At 40.0% G+C, this 15,464-nt stretch carries 19 protein-coding genes and 1 riboswitch; of the genes, 18 read left to right on the top strand and 1 reads right to left on the bottom strand.

Translation table 11 applies throughout. The features are described from left to right. Nucleotides 1-3 precede the first annotated feature (3 nt). Nucleotides 4-570, bottom strand: coding sequence for a VanZ family protein (locus G6R02_RS05315; RefSeq protein ID WP_164668203.1), 567 nt, complete (start codon nt 568-570; stop codon nt 4-6). Nucleotides 571-779: 209 nt separating this feature from the next. Between G6R02_RS05315 and G6R02_RS05320 the strand changes: the two genes are divergently transcribed. The 18 genes from G6R02_RS05320 to G6R02_RS05400 all read left to right on the top strand — a co-directional run bounded on the left by G6R02_RS05320 (nt 780) and on the right by G6R02_RS05400 (nt 15,419). Beyond that, nucleotides 780-1,136, top strand: a complete 357-nt coding sequence (locus G6R02_RS05320) for an arsenate reductase family protein (protein ID WP_164668204.1) — start codon at nt 780-782, stop codon at nt 1,134-1,136. Nucleotides 1,137-1,212: 76 nt separating this feature from the next. Further along, nucleotides 1,213-1,596 (top strand): glycine cleavage system protein GcvH, encoded by a 384-nt coding sequence (gcvH, locus tag G6R02_RS05325; protein WP_164668205.1) that lies wholly within the window; start codon nt 1,213-1,215, stop codon nt 1,594-1,596. A gap of 202 nt (nt 1,597-1,798) precedes the next feature. Then, nucleotides 1,799-2,152: a toprim domain-containing protein gene (locus G6R02_RS05330; RefSeq protein WP_164668206.1), complete on the top strand. Its 354-nt coding sequence runs from the start codon at nt 1,799-1,801 to the stop codon at nt 2,150-2,152. A 10-nt stretch (nt 2,153-2,162) separates the two neighbouring features. Next, the gene (locus tag G6R02_RS05335) at nt 2,163-2,477 is read left to right on the top strand and encodes a thioredoxin family protein (protein ID WP_164668207.1); all 315 of its coding nucleotides are present in this window, start codon (nt 2,163-2,165) and stop codon (nt 2,475-2,477) included. Between the two features lie 66 nt (nt 2,478-2,543). Next, a riboswitch (SAM riboswitch) is annotated at nt 2,544-2,654 on the top strand. 98 nt (nt 2,655-2,752) lie between these two features. Then, entirely contained in the window at nt 2,753-3,784 is a 1,032-nt protein-coding gene (locus G6R02_RS05340) for a methionine ABC transporter ATP-binding protein (protein WP_164668208.1), read from the top strand. Beyond that, nucleotides 3,774-4,442 carry a methionine ABC transporter permease gene (locus tag G6R02_RS05345; protein WP_164668209.1) on the top strand — a complete coding sequence of 223 codons (669 nt, stop codon included), beginning with the start codon at nt 3,774-3,776 and terminating at the stop codon, nt 4,440-4,442. The genes G6R02_RS05340 and G6R02_RS05345 overlap by 11 nt, the downstream gene beginning before the upstream one ends. A 17-nt stretch (nt 4,443-4,459) precedes the next feature. Next, nucleotides 4,460-5,284 carry a MetQ/NlpA family ABC transporter substrate-binding protein gene (locus G6R02_RS05350; RefSeq protein ID WP_164668210.1) on the top strand — a complete coding sequence of 275 codons (825 nt, stop codon included), beginning with the start codon at nt 4,460-4,462 and terminating at the stop codon, nt 5,282-5,284. 214 nt (nt 5,285-5,498) lie between these two features. Further along, entirely contained in the window at nt 5,499-5,669 is a 171-nt protein-coding gene (locus G6R02_RS19915; protein ID WP_205520064.1) for a YuzK family famiily protein, read from the top strand. Nucleotides 5,670-5,922: 253 nt separating this feature from the next. After that, nucleotides 5,923-6,708, top strand: a complete 786-nt coding sequence (sufC, locus tag G6R02_RS05355) for a Fe-S cluster assembly ATPase SufC (RefSeq protein ID WP_164668211.1) — start codon at nt 5,923-5,925, stop codon at nt 6,706-6,708. Between the two features lie 18 nt (nt 6,709-6,726). Next, entirely contained in the window at nt 6,727-8,037 is a 1,311-nt protein-coding gene (gene sufD, locus G6R02_RS05360; protein ID WP_164668212.1) for a Fe-S cluster assembly protein SufD, read from the top strand. Beyond that, a complete protein-coding gene (locus G6R02_RS05365; protein ID WP_164668213.1) occupies nt 8,037-9,257 on the top strand; it encodes a cysteine desulfurase in 1,221 nt (406 codons plus the stop codon). The genes sufD and G6R02_RS05365 overlap by 1 nt, the downstream gene beginning before the upstream one ends. After that, on the top strand, nt 9,247-9,678 hold the full coding sequence (gene sufU / locus G6R02_RS05370; RefSeq protein ID WP_164668214.1) for a Fe-S cluster assembly sulfur transfer protein SufU: 432 nt from the start codon (nt 9,247-9,249) through the stop codon (nt 9,676-9,678). The genes G6R02_RS05365 and sufU overlap by 11 nt, the downstream gene beginning before the upstream one ends. A 62-nt stretch (nt 9,679-9,740) precedes the next feature. Next, entirely contained in the window at nt 9,741-11,138 is a 1,398-nt protein-coding gene (sufB, locus tag G6R02_RS05375) for a Fe-S cluster assembly protein SufB (protein WP_164668215.1), read from the top strand. A gap of 174 nt (nt 11,139-11,312) precedes the next feature. Beyond that, complete coding sequence (locus G6R02_RS05380) at nt 11,313-11,504, top strand: hypothetical protein (RefSeq protein ID WP_164668216.1); 192 nt, start codon at nt 11,313-11,315, stop codon at nt 11,502-11,504. Between the two features lie 15 nt (nt 11,505-11,519). Continuing rightward, nucleotides 11,520-12,320, top strand: a complete 801-nt coding sequence (locus G6R02_RS05385) for a sulfite exporter TauE/SafE family protein (RefSeq protein WP_164668217.1) — start codon at nt 11,520-11,522, stop codon at nt 12,318-12,320. Nucleotides 12,321-12,347: 27 nt separating this feature from the next. Beyond that, complete coding sequence (locus G6R02_RS05390) at nt 12,348-13,739, top strand: bifunctional metallophosphatase/5'-nucleotidase (protein WP_164668218.1); 1,392 nt, start codon at nt 12,348-12,350, stop codon at nt 13,737-13,739. Between the two features lie 66 nt (nt 13,740-13,805). Beyond that, the gene (locus tag G6R02_RS05395) at nt 13,806-14,108 is read left to right on the top strand and encodes a YunC family protein (protein WP_164668219.1); all 303 of its coding nucleotides are present in this window, start codon (nt 13,806-13,808) and stop codon (nt 14,106-14,108) included. A 225-nt stretch (nt 14,109-14,333) separates the two neighbouring features. Continuing rightward, the gene (locus tag G6R02_RS05400) at nt 14,334-15,419 is read left to right on the top strand and encodes an HD-GYP domain-containing protein (RefSeq protein ID WP_164668220.1); all 1,086 of its coding nucleotides are present in this window, start codon (nt 14,334-14,336) and stop codon (nt 15,417-15,419) included. The last annotated feature ends 45 nt before the right edge of the window (nt 15,420-15,464 follow it).

Genomic DNA, 15,464 nt, shown 5'->3' on the forward strand with positions numbered 1-15,464 from the left:
CTCCTAATTTTTGCTGGAGGGTGGTTTTATATGATTAATTATATATAGCGCTATTTTCGTACCAGTATATCCGATAATAACACCTAGCGTGTTTAAGATCAGATCATCAATATCGAAACTTCGGGAAAGTAAACCTGACATTGAGAAAACAAGCTGTGTTGTCTCAATTGTAAGCGTGGAACCGAAACCTATCGTGATCATTTTTATAGGCGTTATTTTTTTATTAAGTAATACGAGCAAAATACCAAGTGGTATAAACACAATGATATTACCAATCAGATTGATTATGGCAGTGGACATGTATCCGTGTGAAAATAAAAACAGGTAATCCTCAATCGTATCAAATGGTACAAGATTTACCCCTACCCATTCACTGTGAATGACATGCCCGGACGGAAAAATGGTCAGATAAAGCAAACTTTCCAGGTAAATGATCCACAAAATACAAATGAGTTCTTTATAGTATTCTATTTTTATACCCTTGCGCTGCAAAAAAGAATATCTTACAGGAATATAAAATATAAGGGATAGCAGGATGAAGTATATTGGCAAGGATTGAATATAATGCATAATTTTCCCCCTAGTGTTTTTACGGCACTATTTTTCTTTATCGCATGGATGGAGTCTATATTTTTCCTTAATGGAAGAGATTACTGATTTATCGATTTGACTCTTATTATAATATATCAGTTAAAAAAGAGTTTGTAATTTCATCGACTATGCTTCGGTTTATTTGCTATAATAAAGGCAGGGAATAAAACTGTTAAGGAGGGGTGCACATGCCATTAACATTTTATTGGTATCCAAATTGCGGTACCTGCAAAAAGGCGAAGAAGTGGTTGGACGAACATGAAATTGATTATACCGATATACATATTGTAAATGAACCGCCTGCAAAGGATCAGCTATTGGATTTTATTGAAAAAAGTGAACTTCCTGCAAAAAAGTTTTTCAATACAAGTGGAAAGAAATATCGTGAATTGAACATCAAAGAAAAAATTAACGATGCGAGTACCGAGGAAATGGCTGAAATTCTGGCATCTGACGGCATGCTGATAAAACGGCCGATTGTAACGGACGGAGAAAAAGTTACTGTCGGATTTAAGGAAGAAACATTCAATGAAAAATGGCTGTAAAAATAAGTTGAAATACTAGTAATACGTATTGATACTTAGTATATTTATAATGCAAATAATTAACGGAGGGATTTCAATGAGCTTGCCAAAAGACTTGTTATATTCTGAGGAACATGAATGGGTTAAAAAAGAGGGAGACAAGGTACGAATCGGCATCACTGATTTTGCACAGGATGAACTGGGAGACATCGTATTTGTTGAACTTCCTGAAGAAGGCGATGAAGTTGAAGTAGATGAGCCATTTGGAAGTGTCGAATCGGTAAAAACAGTTTCTGAATTGTACGCACCAATCAGTGGAAAAGTTGTGGAAATCAATGAAGAGCTGGAGGACAGCCCCGAATTTGTTAACGAATCTCCTTACGAAAAAGCATGGATGGTTGTTTTGGAGCCTTCCGATGATTCTGAACTTGATAAACTGTTATCCGCTGAACAATACGAAGACGTAATTAAAGAAGATTAATCATTTAGCTGACTTGTCTCTATCGGGGAAAGTCAGCTTTTTATAATGGTGGATTGATGCGGAAATTTTTTCTGCTGACTATGCTGTATACGCCTCGAAAAACCTTATAATACTTTACAATGGTTAGAACATACGAATAGTAGTATAATGAAAAATATTGTATTTCATTCAAAAGCTTTTACCGCTAAGGAGTGCAATACGGATGACACAGGAGTCAGAAAAAGTTATTATTGTTGAGGGATTGACTGATAAAAAGCAAGTCCGAAAAGTGATAACGGATGACGCCGAGGTAATATGTACAAACGGAACACTTGGTGTCGAAAAGTTTGATGAACTATTGGAAACGTATGACCTGGATAACAGAGATGTCTATATACTGGTTGATGAGGATAGTTCAGGAATTAAACTGCGTAAACAATTGAGACGGGAGCTGCCGCATGCGGAGCATATTTATGTGAGCAGTGAATATCGGGAAGTGGCAACAACTCCTGAACATGTTCTCGCAACAACGCTGGCAGGCAAGCGAATTGAGGTTAATCCTATATTTTTAATCTAGGGTGATTTCTTTGCAACAAGTAACAGAAAGAACATTGGAACAAGATCATTATTTATTATACATTTATACACCATTCTGCGGTACATGCGCGTTGGCCAGAACGATGCTGGATAAAATTGAATCCGTTCATGGTGAGAGTATTTTTTACGAGATGAATGCCTCGCTTAATCCAGAGTTTATGCAGGAAAATAAAATAGAAAGTGTACCCTGTTTGTTAATTAAAGATGGTAATGAAATTAAAGAAAAGGTCTATGCATTCAAGTCCATTCCAAATATTTACAGCTATTTACTGGAATATGAACCAGCGTTGTTTGTTGAAAAATAATGATTGACATGTCGAAATAAGCGTGCTATTATCTAGATTATCGATTTTAAATTAAATAAATTTTATCTCTTATCGTGAGCGGTGGAGGGGCTGGCCCTATGAGACCGCGGCAACCTCAAATGTATTTTATTTGAAAGGTGCCAATTCCTGCAAAGCAATTGCTTTGACAGATAAGGGAACGTGAAGACTACATATATTTACGTCTTTCTGTTCTCTTACAGAAGGGCGTTTTTCTTATTTAATTGGATATATTAGTGAGTGAAGGAGGAGTACTTGTGATTTCGATAGAGGGTTTACGTAAAGTATTCACATCAAATAATAATGACATTACAGCGGTTGACGATTTAACCCTTGATATAAAAGAAGGTGAAATATTCGGTGTCATTGGTTACAGTGGTGCCGGAAAAAGTACGTTTGTCAGATTGCTGAATCGGCTGGAAGAACCAACCGATGGGCGAATTGTTATCGACGAGCAGGAGATTACAGCTTTAAATACCAAGCAGCTGCGTGTTGCCCGTCAGGAAATCGGGATGATTTTTCAGCATTTTAATTTACTTTGGTCACGAACGGTGAAGGATAATATTGCATTTCCCCTTGAAATTGCCGGAGTTCCCAAGAGTGAACGGGAGCAACGGGTTCAGGAGTTAATTGAACTTGTCGGACTTGCTGGGAGAGAAAACGCCTATCCATCACAGTTGAGCGGTGGTCAAAAACAACGGGTAGGCATCGCCAGGGCACTTGCCAACAAACCGAAAGTGCTCCTTTGTGATGAAGCAACATCTGCACTTGATCCGGAAACTACAAATGCCATATTGGATCTTCTGGTATCCATTAACGAAAGACTTGGGTTGACAGTTATACTGATTACCCACGAAATGCATGTTATCCGGAAGATTTGTAAGCAGGTTGCAGTGATGGAAGAAGGACGAATCGTTGAACAGGGTGATGTGCTTGAGGTGTTTTTACGCCCGAAGCAACCCGTTACAAAGAAATTTGTCCAGCAGGTAATGGGATCTGATGATGAGGACGAAGATATTGCACATTTAATTGATAACTATAGCAGTGGTAAAATTATTCGCCTTCATTTCATCGGAGAGACAACCAACCAGGCTTTAATTAGTGAAGTTGCCAAAAAATTCGCTATTGATATTAACATTCTTCAGGGTAAAATAACGCAAACACAGCATGGTACTTACGGAACATTATTTGTTCAGGTTGATGGTGATCTGAAAGAAATTGATAACGCCATTGATTATATAACAAATGAAACGTCGGTAGAAGTGGAGGTGGTCCGTGATGCTGACTGAGCTGTTCCCCAATTTGGACATGCAGGACTTATGGGTATCGACATATGAAACATTTTATATGACCATCATAGCTCTTATCGGAACATTTATATTTGGAATACTGTTGGGATTACTTCTGTATCTGACAATGAAGGGGGGAATCTGGCAAAATAAGTTTCTGAACTTTGTTGTTGCAACAATTGTAAACGTCTTTCGGGCAATCCCGTTTATCATTTTAATTCTGCTGCTCTTTCCGTTTACCGAATTTTTAATTGGTACCATTCGCGGACCAAATGCAGCACTGCCGGCATTGATAATTGGAGCGGCACCCTTTTACGGTCGGCTGGTTGAGATTGCTTTAAAGGAAGTTGATAAAGGAGTAATTGAAGCGGCGAAGTCAATGGGCGCAAAAACCAGGACCATTATTTTCCGGGTACTGCTGCCTGAGTCCATGCCAGCACTTATATCTGGTCTGACCGTTACCGCAATTGCCCTGATAGGTTATACTGCTATGGCTGGTGTTATTGGTGCCGGCGGACTGGGCAACTATGCATACTTCTTTGGGTTCCAGCGACGCGAGTTTGATGTTGTGTTTGTTTGTACCATATTTATTGTAATTATTGTGTTTATTTTCCAATTCATTGGTGACTTTATCTCCAATAAATTAGACAAAAGATAAAAAAGGAGCGAGATTAAATGAAAAAGATATTGGCATTCATATCTGTATTAATTGTATTACTGTTGGCAGCCTGTGGTGGTTCAGGCGAAGGGAGCTCGGATAGTACGGAAATAAAAGTTGGTGCTTCGAGTACGCCGCATGCTGTGATTTTAGAGGAAGCAAAACCAATTCTGGAGGAAAAAGGAATTACGTTAAAGATTGAAGAATACCAGGATTATGTTCTGCCGAATGAAGCCCTTGCAGATGGTGACCTAGATGCAAATTATTTCCAGCATATTCCGTATTTAAATGACCAGATCGAGAAAGCGGGGTATAATTTTACGCACCTTGGAGGAATTCATATTGAACCTATGGGAATCTACTCCAAATCGATTAAAAGTATTGATGAAGTACCAGAGGGAACGGAAGTGCTGATGAGCCGTTCTGTTGCTGACCATGGCCGTGTGCTGTCATTACTGGAACGCGAAGGCCTGATTAAACTTGATGAAGACGTTAAAAAGGTCGAAGCAACACCCGATGATATTGTGAAAAACCCGAAAAATTTAACGTTCTCATATGACTATGATCCGGCATTTTTACCTGAGTTGTATAATTCGGAAGAGGATACACTCGTAGCGATTAACACAAACTATGCCATTCAGGCTGATTTAAACCCAATGGAGGATGCGTTGACCATTGAAGGTGAAGAGTCACCATATGTTAACGTCGTCGCTGTGAAAAAAGAAAATAAAGATAATGAAGCATTGAATACATTGGTTGATGTGCTGCACTCAGAGGAAATCCAAAACTTCATTTTAGAAGAATTTGAAGGTGCAGTTGTTCCGGTTGACGGAACTAAATGAGCTTTTCTTGACGAATTTTAAGGATTTTACAGCAATCAGCAGGAAATTGCTCTATGATTAAAGGAATAGTTGCTAAGTATTTTTAACACTTTTAAACATTATCCCTTTCGATTTAAAACGTTTAAATCCGCTTTGTCGTGGGAACCGTTCCTGTGATACGCTAAGTATCGTAAACAAATCGAAAGGATGATTCACTATTTATAGTGGCATAAAGATGAATTACACTCCTGAAATGGAGAAAGCAATGCAGCAATCGCATAAGATTGGATTTGCAGAATACGAACGAAAGCTGGAAAATCGCATTGCAGTCGAAAAGAGACGACAAAAGGATTATGAACAGTGTAAACACATGGTAGCTGAACTTGACAGTCAACTTCATAAATAGATATACAAAAGGATGCTGGTGCTCAGATTGGGTGCCAGCATTTCATTTTGAAATTTAGAAAACAGCCATATATAATAATGTAGAAATACGGATATTTTCAGAAGAAAACAACAAATTATTTAACCACGTAACTACAGTATGAAAGAGTTGATAATAAATTCGAAATGCTTTAAGATTATAATGAGAATAGATTGAGAATGGATGTAATATCCATTTTAAAAAAAGCACAATAAAAGTAATTGGAGGTATCGACATGGCAGGATCTACGCTAGAAATCAAAAATCTTCATGTTCAGATTGAAGGTAACGAGATATTAAAAGGTGTAAACCTTACGATAAAGGGTGGCGAGTTCCATGCAGTAATGGGACCAAATGGTACTGGTAAATCAACATTGGCTTCAGCTATCATGGGTCATCCAAAATTCGAAATCACTGAAGGAGAAGTAATTCTCGATGGTGAGGACGTTCTGGAAATGGAAGTTGATGAGCGTGCACGTGCAGGCCTGTTCCTTGGTATGCAGTATCCAAGTGAAATCAGCGGTGTAACAACATCTGATTTCCTCCGTTCATCCATTAACGCGCGCCGTGAGGAAGGCGATGAAATTTCTTTGATGAAGTTCATTAAAGAAATGGACAGCGTACTGGATTTTCTGGAAATTGACAAAAACATGGCACAACGCTATTTGAATGAAGGATTCTCGGGCGGGGAGAAAAAACGTAATGAGATCCTTCAATTAATGCTAATTAAACCGGAAATTGCCATTTTGGATGAAATTGACTCCGGATTGGATATTGACGCATTGAAAGTAGTTTCTAAAGGAATAAATAAGCTGCGTGATGAAAACTTCGGTTGCCTGATTATTACACACTATCAGCGTCTGTTGAACTATATCACTCCGGATAAAGTGCATGTCATGATGCAGGGACGTGTTGTTAAATCTGGTGGACCTGAACTGGCACAGCGCCTTGAATCAGAGGGGTATGACTGGATCAAAGAAGAGCTTGGCATTGAAGATGAAACAGTTGAACAAAAAGCGTAAAAAGTTAGGAGGGGTAAAATGACTGTAGAAACAAAGCTGCCATACGACAAAGAATACATCAGCCAGTTTTCACAAGATAATAATGAACCGGAATGGATGCGGGATTTACGCCTTCAAGCTTTGAAACAAGCTGATTCGCTGGAAATGCCAGAACCAGATAAAACAAAAATCACCAGATGGAATTTCAGTAAGTTTAAGCATGAAGCAGTACAAAGCGAGAAGATTTCATCGCTAAATGACTTGCCGGCAGATATTCAGGAATTTCTGGATATGGAAAATAAAACAGGAAACCTTTTGATCCAGCGTAATCATACACTTGCATATGCTTCCGTAAATGAGGAGCTGAAAGAAAAAGGTGTTATTTTTACCGATATTTTCACAGCAATGAGGGAACATCCGGAATTGGTGCAGCGTTATTACATGAAAGATGCAGTTTCTGTGGATGAACATCGTTTGACTGCGCTTCATGCTGCATTAATGAACGGTGGGGCATTTGTGTACGTTCCGAAAAATGTACAATTGGAAGAACCGCTTCACGTTGTATTCTGGCAGGAAGATCCGGAATCTGCGTTGTTTAACCATGTGTTGGTTGTAGCGGATGATAATAGTTCCCTGACATATGTGGAAAACTACGTATCACAAAATCCTGAACAGGAAACAGTTGCAAATATTGTAACGGAAGTCATCGCCAATAATAATGCACAAATTTCATTTGGCGCTGTTGATAATCTTGCAGCAGGAACAACATCATACATTAACCGTCGTGGTGTTGCTTACCGCGATGCTAAAATTGACTGGGCTCTGGGGCAGATGAATGATGGTAATACCGTATCTGAAAACATCACCCATTTGATTGGCAATAACTCTGGATCCAATGCAAGAGCCGTTTCAGTTGGCCGTGGAAAACAGACGCAAAACTTCACCGCCAAGATTGTTCACTTTGGTCAGGATTCAGAGGGACATATTCTGCAACATGGCGTAATGAAAGAGAAATCAACAGCAATTTTTAATGGTATTGGGAAAATCGAACATGGTGCGACACGCTCCAACGCAGAGCAGGAATCACGCGTTCTGATGCTAAGTGAAAAAGCACGTGGCGATGCGAACCCAATTTTATTAATTGAGGAAGATGACGTTACCGCAGGGCATGCTGCATCTGTCGGACGCGTTGACCCGCTTCAGTTGTATTACCTGATGAGCCGCGGTATTACACAGCAAGAGGCTGAACGGTTGATCATTCACGGATTCCTTGCACCGGTAGTTAACGAATTGCCAATTGAATCTGTTAAAGAACAGCTGACACAGGTGATTGAAAGGAAGGTTTACTAATGGATGTAAAAGCCATCCGGCAGCAATTTCCTGCATTAAACCAGGAAGTTAATGGACATCCTTTGGTATACCTTGACTCATCAGCAACATCGCAGAAGCCATTATCAGTTATTGAAGCTGTCGATACATACTATCGGCAGGACAATTCAAACGTGCACCGCGGTGTTCACACGCTGGGTACCAGAGCTACGGAGAAATATGAAGGTGCCCGCGAGAAAGTTCGGCGGTTTATCAATGCCGATAGTACCGCCGAGGTTATTTTCACACGTGGTACAACAACAGCTATTAATACAGTTGCATACAGTTATGCCAGAGCAAACCTGAAGTCAGGTGATGAAATTGTGATTAATCAGATGGAACATCACAGTAACATTATTCCCTGGCAGCAGGCTGCAAAGGCTACGGGTGCAACATTAAAATACATTCCATTACAGAATGATGGAACTATTTCCTTGGATGATGTCCGGGAAACCGTGACATCGAATACAAAAATCGTTGCGGTAACACACGTCTCCAACGTGCTTGGAACAATAAATCCGGTTAAAGAAATTGCGCAAATTGCCCATGAAAACAATGCAGTTATCCTTGTTGACGGGGCACAGGGAGCACCACATATGAAAGTTGATGTAAAAGATTTGGATTGTGACTTTTATGCATTCTCAGGTCATAAGATGTGTGGTCCAACCGGAATTGGCGTTCTATACGGCAAAAAGGAACACCTTGAAAACATGGAACCAGTAGAATTCGGCGGGGAAATGATTGATTTTGTTAACCTGTACGACTCAACCTGGAAAGAACTTCCGTGGAAATTTGAAGGTGGAACCCCTATTATAGCCGGTGCAGTCGGATTGGGTGCAGCAATCGATTTCTTAAATGAAGTTGGTTTGGATAACATAGCAGCACATGAACACAAAATCGCGGCTTATGCAATGGAAAAAATCCGTGCAATTGATGGGATAACCGTGTATGGACCGGAAGAACGGGCAGCATTGGTTACCTTTAACCTGGATGATGTTCATCCGCACGATACCGCTACAGTCCTTGATGCGGAAGGTGTTGCGGTCAGGGCAGGACATCATTGTGCACAACCGCTCATGAAGTGGCTTGATGTTACAGCAACCGCACGTGCAAGCTTCTATCTGTACAACACAGAGGAAGATATTGATCGTTTAGTCGATGGACTTTTGAAAACGAAGGAGTATTTTGGTGATGTCTTTTAATAACCTTGATACACTATACAGACAGGTAATCATGGATCACTATAAAAATCCGAGGAACCGTGGGACTGTTGAAGGAGACGCTCTGACCGTTGATATGAACAACCCGACTTGCGGTGACCGGATTCAGCTGCAACTGCAGGTGGAAGATGGAATTGTCAAAGATGCCAAGTTTACAGGCGAAGGATGTTCCATCAGCATGTCATCCGCGTCCATGATGACCCAGGCAATCAAAGGTAAGAAGCTGGAAGATGCACTGAAGATGTCAAAAGCTTTTTCGCAAATGATGCTCGGGGAAGAAATGGATCTTGGAGATATTGATTTTGGGGATGTTGAAGCACTGCAGGGGGTTTCTAAATTTCCTGCGCGCATAAAATGTGCTACCCTTGCATGGAAAGCAATGGAAAAAGGTGTTCAGGAATAAAAGGAATACTGTGTGAAACAGTTTAGGAATATAAGTACGAACACTATAAGGAGGTATTCAGCATGGCAAAAAACATGCCGGAATTGGAAGAGTATAAATATGGCTTCCATGACAAAGACGTATCCGTTTTTCGATCTGGAAGAGGACTGACTCGTGAAGTGGTTGAAGAGATTTCCAGAATGAAGGAAGAACCACAATGGATGCTGGATTATCGTTTGAAAGCATTGGAACAGTTTTATAAAATGCCAATGCCACAATGGGGCGGTGATCTTTCAGAATTGAACTTTGACGAGATCGTCTATTATGTAAAACCATCTGAAAGACAGGGTAAAACCTGGGATGAAGTACCTGACGAAATTAAACAGACATTTGATAAATTAGGTATCCCTGAAGCGGAGCAAAAATATCTTGCTGGTGTATCCGCACAATATGAATCTGAAGTTGTATACCACAGCCTGAAAGAAGACCTGGAAGAGATGGGTATTGTCTTTAAGGATACGGATACGGCACTGCAGGAAAACGAAGAACTTTTCAAACAGTACTTCGGTAAAGTTATTCCAGCATCAGATAACAAATTTGCTGCATTGAACTCAGCAGTATGGTCCGGGGGATCGTTCATTTATGTTCCGAAAGGTGTTAAATCCACTACACCACTGCAGGCATATTTCCGGATTAACTCGGAAAATATGGGGCAGTTTGAACGTACCTTGATTATAGCTGACGAAGGCTCTTCCGTACACTACGTGGAAGGCTGTACAGCACCGGTTTATACAACAAACTCACTGCACAGTGCAGTTGTGGAAATCTTCGTTCACAAAGATGCGTATTGCCGTTACACAACCATTCAAAACTGGGCAAATAACGTTTATAACCTGGTTACGAAGCGAACTTCCGTTGATGCAAACGGTACAATGGAATGGATCGATGGTAATATCGGATCTAAACTGACTATGAAATATCCTGCATGTCTCCTGAAAGGTGAAGGTGCACGTGGTAATACACTGTCCATCGCTATTGCCGGAAAAGGGCAAGTTCAGGATGCCGGTGCAAAAATGCATCATCTGGCACCAAATACTTCATCAACAATTGTTTCGAAGTCGATTTCCAAGCAAGGTGGTAAAGTTAACTACCGTGGACTTGTTCACTTCGGACGTAAAGCAGATGGTGCACGCTCCAACATCGAGTGTGACACACTGATTATGGATAACGAATCAACATCTGATACAATTCCATACAACGAGATCAACAATGACAATATTTCATTGGAGCACGAAGCTAAAGTTTCCAAAGTTTCAGAAGAACAACTCTTCTACCTGATGAGCAGAGGCCTCGGCGAAGAGGAAGCAACTGAAATGATTGTAATGGGCTTTATCGAGCCATTTACAAAAGAACTTCCAATGGAATACGCAGTTGAAATGAACCGTCTGATCAAGATGGAAATGGAAGGTTCAATTGGTTAATATTGTGTAATAAAAGAGCTCGCTTCCGGCGGGCCTTTTTTTTATCTTCTCATTACTACTATCGTATGCCGAAGATAAAAGGTGGCAAAAAAATAATTAATTTTTATGACACTTTTTTGGGTCGAGATACGATTATAGTAATGAAGGGTGAAGTGAATATCAGGTTGCGAGCAGATGGAACATCAGCAGAAAAACAGGAACATCGGCAGAAGGGGAGAAACATCGGCAGAACAGCGGCAACATCGGCAGAACAACACAAACACCGGCCCGAAAACTAAACATGAAAAATACAGATCCGGCTGTATGCAGCATGAAATAATGTATTTCATTCCAAATCAGTGCTACTATAAGAAATATAGCATCTAGTAGAGAGGGATTACTTTGGTTTATATTATTTGTTTTCTGATTGCTGTTGCCGCAGCATTTGTTGGAAGTTTGATTGGGTTGGGCGGAGGTGTTGTTTTAATTCCCAGCCTGATATTTATGTTCCAGTTTTCTGATGAATTTGCCTGGGCGCTGCCACAGATGATTGTTGGTATTTCATTAGTTACGATGGTATTTACGGCATTTTCATCGACTATTTCCTATGTTAAAAAAGGACGAGTTGACTATAAAACAGGATTGCTTTTTTTGACCGGCAGTATTCCTGGTGGTATTTTGGGGTCATGGCTCAATCAGTATTTAAACACAGAAAACTTTTCATTATACTTTGGTATTTTAATAATCGTTATTTCACTGTTGTTTTTCATAAAACGAAAACCGCGGGACAAGCAGCTATCGGCAACTGATTATCGTACCTTTGAAGTGGATGGTGAAACCTATCACTATAAGGTTACGTTTTTACCGGCATTTATCATTTCATTAATTGTCGGAACAATGTCCGGATTATTTGGCCTTGGCGGCGGATCAATCATGGTGCCGGCGATGATACTTATGTTCGGGTTACCTGTACATATTGCGACGGCGACATCGATGTTTATGATTTTATTTATTAGTATAATCAGCGCGAGTACACATATTGCTTTAGGTCATGTGCCTTGGGAGTATGCGCTGCTTTTCATACCGGGAGCATGGATTGGCGGCAAACTTGGAGCTAAAACAAACCAGAATACCAGTGGTAATATACTTGAATGGGTATTACGTATTATCCTGATAATCGTTGGTATCCGTTTGATTTTTTAGAAGGATTGATATAAGGAGCATGATTACATGCAGGAGAAGCTTTATTTCTATTATACAAATGATTTACATAGCAGTTTTGAGAATTGGCCGCGGGTTACCGGTTATTTAAAGGAAGAAAAGGATCGTAAATTAGCAGAAAATAATTCCTGCTGGCTAATTGACATCGGGGACCATGTTGATCGGGTTCACCCGATTGCGGAGGCATTTATGGGGAAAGCGAATGTACAGTTGATGAATGATGCGGGATATGACCTCGTGACAATCGGTAATAATGAAGGGATCACTCTTGCGCATGAGGATCTTCATCATTTATATGATAATGCGGACTTTCAGGTGGTATGTGCTAATTTACACAGTTTGGCTGATTCGGAACCTGACTGGCTGCAGCCAACCGTAAGCATCCAATCCGTTCAGGGTGTGAAAATTGGTGTAATCGGTCTGACTGCTCCATTCAATGCATTTTATGAATTGTTGGATTGGCATATTTCACCTCCGCATAAAACGTTGGAAAAATATATACATGCACTAAAACAATCTGTTGATGTGGTCATTCTCCTTTCTCACTTAGGTCTTACCGAAGACCAGGAAATTGCCCGCCGGTTTGATGAAATTGATGTAATTATCGGCGGTCATACCCATCATTTATTGCGTACCGGTGAAGTAATAAATGACACCATTATCACTGCTGCCGGTAAACAGTGTGCATTTGTTGGCGAGGTTATCCTTACTTGGGATCATGCCACAAATAAATTAGTAAAAAAAGAAGCTTATACGAAAGACATTACCCATCTGGCAAAAGACCTGGCAACGGAACAGTCTTTAAACGAATTGGCTGATAAAGCGGACAAATTGCTTGGAAAGACTGTCATTCATCTTGAAAAGCCAATCGAGGTCAAATGGTTCAGTCATACAAAAATTATGCAGAAGCTGACTGATACGTTATATAAATGGACCAGTGCGGATGTAGCGATGCTGAATTCGGGTTTATTGCTTGATCAACTCCCGGCCGGTGATGTTACACACAAAGATATTCACCGCATCTGTCCACACCCGATAAATCCGTGTGTTGTAGAGTTGAATGGGGATGAACTGCTGGAAGTGATTCGCGCTTCTTATACGAAGGATGTTACGGAACTGGAGTTAAAAGGCTTCGGCTTTCGCGGTGAAGTTCTTGGGAGAATGATTTTCTCCGGTATTGAAGTTGACACGTATTATTTGGATGATGGGAGTGAGGTCGTTGAACAGGTTTTGTTTAACGGTGAACCTCTTTATCAGGAAAAAACATATGCAGTGGCGACAGCGGATACCTTTACATTTGGCAGGTTATTGCCGGAAATAGCCAAATCGGAAACGAAGAAGTACTTTTTGCCGGAGTTCCTTCGTGATCTGTTGACATATACACTGCAGCACGATTACTAATTAGTGACATTGTGCCTCCCTGATGCATAACATATTGTGTACATGAAGAGGGAGGCATTCAATTAAATGATTACTGTAAATCCATTGGAAGTGGAAGGAATGTTTTTTACTGCCATTACTGTGGAACTTCCAAAAACAAATCTGTTGGTAATTTCCAATGAGGTGGGCTACATTATGTGCGGTGCATTGGATGTGGATGTATTAAACAATGTTCTGGCAGAAAGAAAGGTTATTGCCGGCCGTGCCACAGGTGTAAAAACGATTGATGATTTACTGAATGCACCATTGCAAAAAATAACGGATGCATCGAAAGAATATGGATGGGAAGCAGGAATGACGGGTAAAGAAGCGCTGATTAAAATATCTTAAAATGATGTCTTCCAATTTGGAAGGCATATTTATTTTGGCAGTTAAGAAAGCATAAATTCTTTCTTACTGCATAAGTGCAACTAAGGCTTTCGCCATAAAGTCTTGGCGATAAGCCAAGTTTTCTAACATTAATCTAGCAATTTCAGGTATTTTTTGGTATCATTTAGAGGAGATTTGTCGAAATTACACGAAAGTTGTTGCACAAGCTGAAGTTAGGAGAACAATATGAGACTTGTAAGCACAAAATCAATTGAACCTGGTACAATTCTCGCTCAAACGATTTACAATGAGAGCGGCCAGGTACTGATACATAAAGGGTTAGGTTTAACACAGCGAATAATCAGGCGGTTATATGAGCAGGGTATAACATATGTATACATAGAAGATGAATTAACAAGTGATATTCATATTGAATCGCCAATTCCTGAAAAGCTTCGATTGGAAGCTACCAGTACAATTAAAGAAACCTTTTCCGACATGAAAAAAGATGGCTATATGAATAACTCATTTATACTGAACAAAAACGGAAAGAAACTTGCCGATATTGTTCAGCAAATTATGGATGAGATACAAAATAACTCGGAGACATTATCATTACTTGCTGATATTTTTGTAACGGATGATTACATTTTTCAGCATTCGATAAATGTCACAATCTATTCACTAGCAATCGGGATTGAACTGAAATTGTCCAAAAAGGAACTTTCCGAAATTGGTACAGGTGCAATGCTTCATGATATTGGCAAGGTTTTTATTGATAAAGAGATTTTGCAAAAACCAGGTAACTTGACGGATGAAGAGTTTGAAATCATTAAAAGTCATACACAAGTAGGCTATGACTTTTTACGAAAGCAGGAGAACATTCCGTTGCTGGCAGCACATTGTGCATTTCAGCATCATGAACGGTTGGATGGCTCGGGTTATCCCCGAGGTATAAAAGCGGATGAGCTGCACAAGTATGCAAAGCTTATTGGTATTGCCGATGTTTTTGATGCGGTCACAAGTAACCGTGTTTACCGGGACGCCATGCTTCCGCACGAAGGGCTGGAAATACTGTATGCCGGAGCTGTTAAATTATTTGATAAAGATATGGTTGAAGCATTTAAAAAGAGTATAACGATATACCCAAATGGATTAACCGTTACGTTAAGCAATAATAAATCAGGCGTCGTCATCAGACAGAATAAACATCTTTGTGATCGGCCAATCATACGAATTTTCAAGGAAAATGGTACACTTGTGGATTCTCCATATGAACTGGATCTGGCATCAGCGTTGAATGTTACAATCACTTCCTGTAATGTTCAATAGTAATTAAAAATATCGAATTCTAACCTCTTTAAAACAAGCATAAGT

This window comes from Virgibacillus doumboii, from assembly GCF_902806455.1.
GTDB classification, from domain to species: domain Bacteria; phylum Bacillota; class Bacilli; order Bacillales; family Amphibacillaceae; genus Lentibacillus; species Lentibacillus doumboii.

Bases quoted from the DNA above. Each gene is read 5' to 3' on its own strand.
- G6R02_RS05315 (WP_164668203.1), bottom strand. From the start codon at position 570: ATGCATTATATTCAATCCTTGCCAATATACTTCATCCTGCTATCCCTT.
- G6R02_RS05320 (WP_164668204.1), top strand. From the start codon at position 780: ATGCCATTAACATTTTATTGGTATCCAAATTGCGGTACCTGCAAAAAG.
- gcvH (WP_164668205.1), top strand. From the start codon at position 1,213: ATGAGCTTGCCAAAAGACTTGTTATATTCTGAGGAACATGAATGGGTT.
- G6R02_RS05330 (WP_164668206.1), top strand. From the start codon at position 1,799: ATGACACAGGAGTCAGAAAAAGTTATTATTGTTGAGGGATTGACTGAT.
- G6R02_RS05345 (WP_164668209.1), top strand. From the start codon at position 3,774: ATGCTGACTGAGCTGTTCCCCAATTTGGACATGCAGGACTTATGGGTA.
- G6R02_RS05350 (WP_164668210.1), top strand. From the start codon at position 4,460: ATGAAAAAGATATTGGCATTCATATCTGTATTAATTGTATTACTGTTG.
- G6R02_RS19915 (WP_205520064.1), top strand. From the start codon at position 5,499: ATGAATTACACTCCTGAAATGGAGAAAGCAATGCAGCAATCGCATAAG.
- sufC (WP_164668211.1), top strand. From the start codon at position 5,923: ATGGCAGGATCTACGCTAGAAATCAAAAATCTTCATGTTCAGATTGAA.
- sufD (WP_164668212.1), top strand. From the start codon at position 6,727: ATGACTGTAGAAACAAAGCTGCCATACGACAAAGAATACATCAGCCAG.
- G6R02_RS05365 (WP_164668213.1), top strand. From the start codon at position 8,037: ATGGATGTAAAAGCCATCCGGCAGCAATTTCCTGCATTAAACCAGGAA.
- sufU (WP_164668214.1), top strand. From the start codon at position 9,247: ATGTCTTTTAATAACCTTGATACACTATACAGACAGGTAATCATGGAT.
- sufB (WP_164668215.1), top strand. From the start codon at position 9,741: ATGGCAAAAAACATGCCGGAATTGGAAGAGTATAAATATGGCTTCCAT.
- G6R02_RS05380 (WP_164668216.1), top strand. From the start codon at position 11,313: ATGGAACATCAGCAGAAAAACAGGAACATCGGCAGAAGGGGAGAAACA.
- G6R02_RS05390 (WP_164668218.1), top strand. From the start codon at position 12,348: ATGCAGGAGAAGCTTTATTTCTATTATACAAATGATTTACATAGCAGT.
- G6R02_RS05395 (WP_164668219.1), top strand. From the start codon at position 13,806: ATGATTACTGTAAATCCATTGGAAGTGGAAGGAATGTTTTTTACTGCC.
- G6R02_RS05400 (WP_164668220.1), top strand. From the start codon at position 14,334: ATGAGACTTGTAAGCACAAAATCAATTGAACCTGGTACAATTCTCGCT.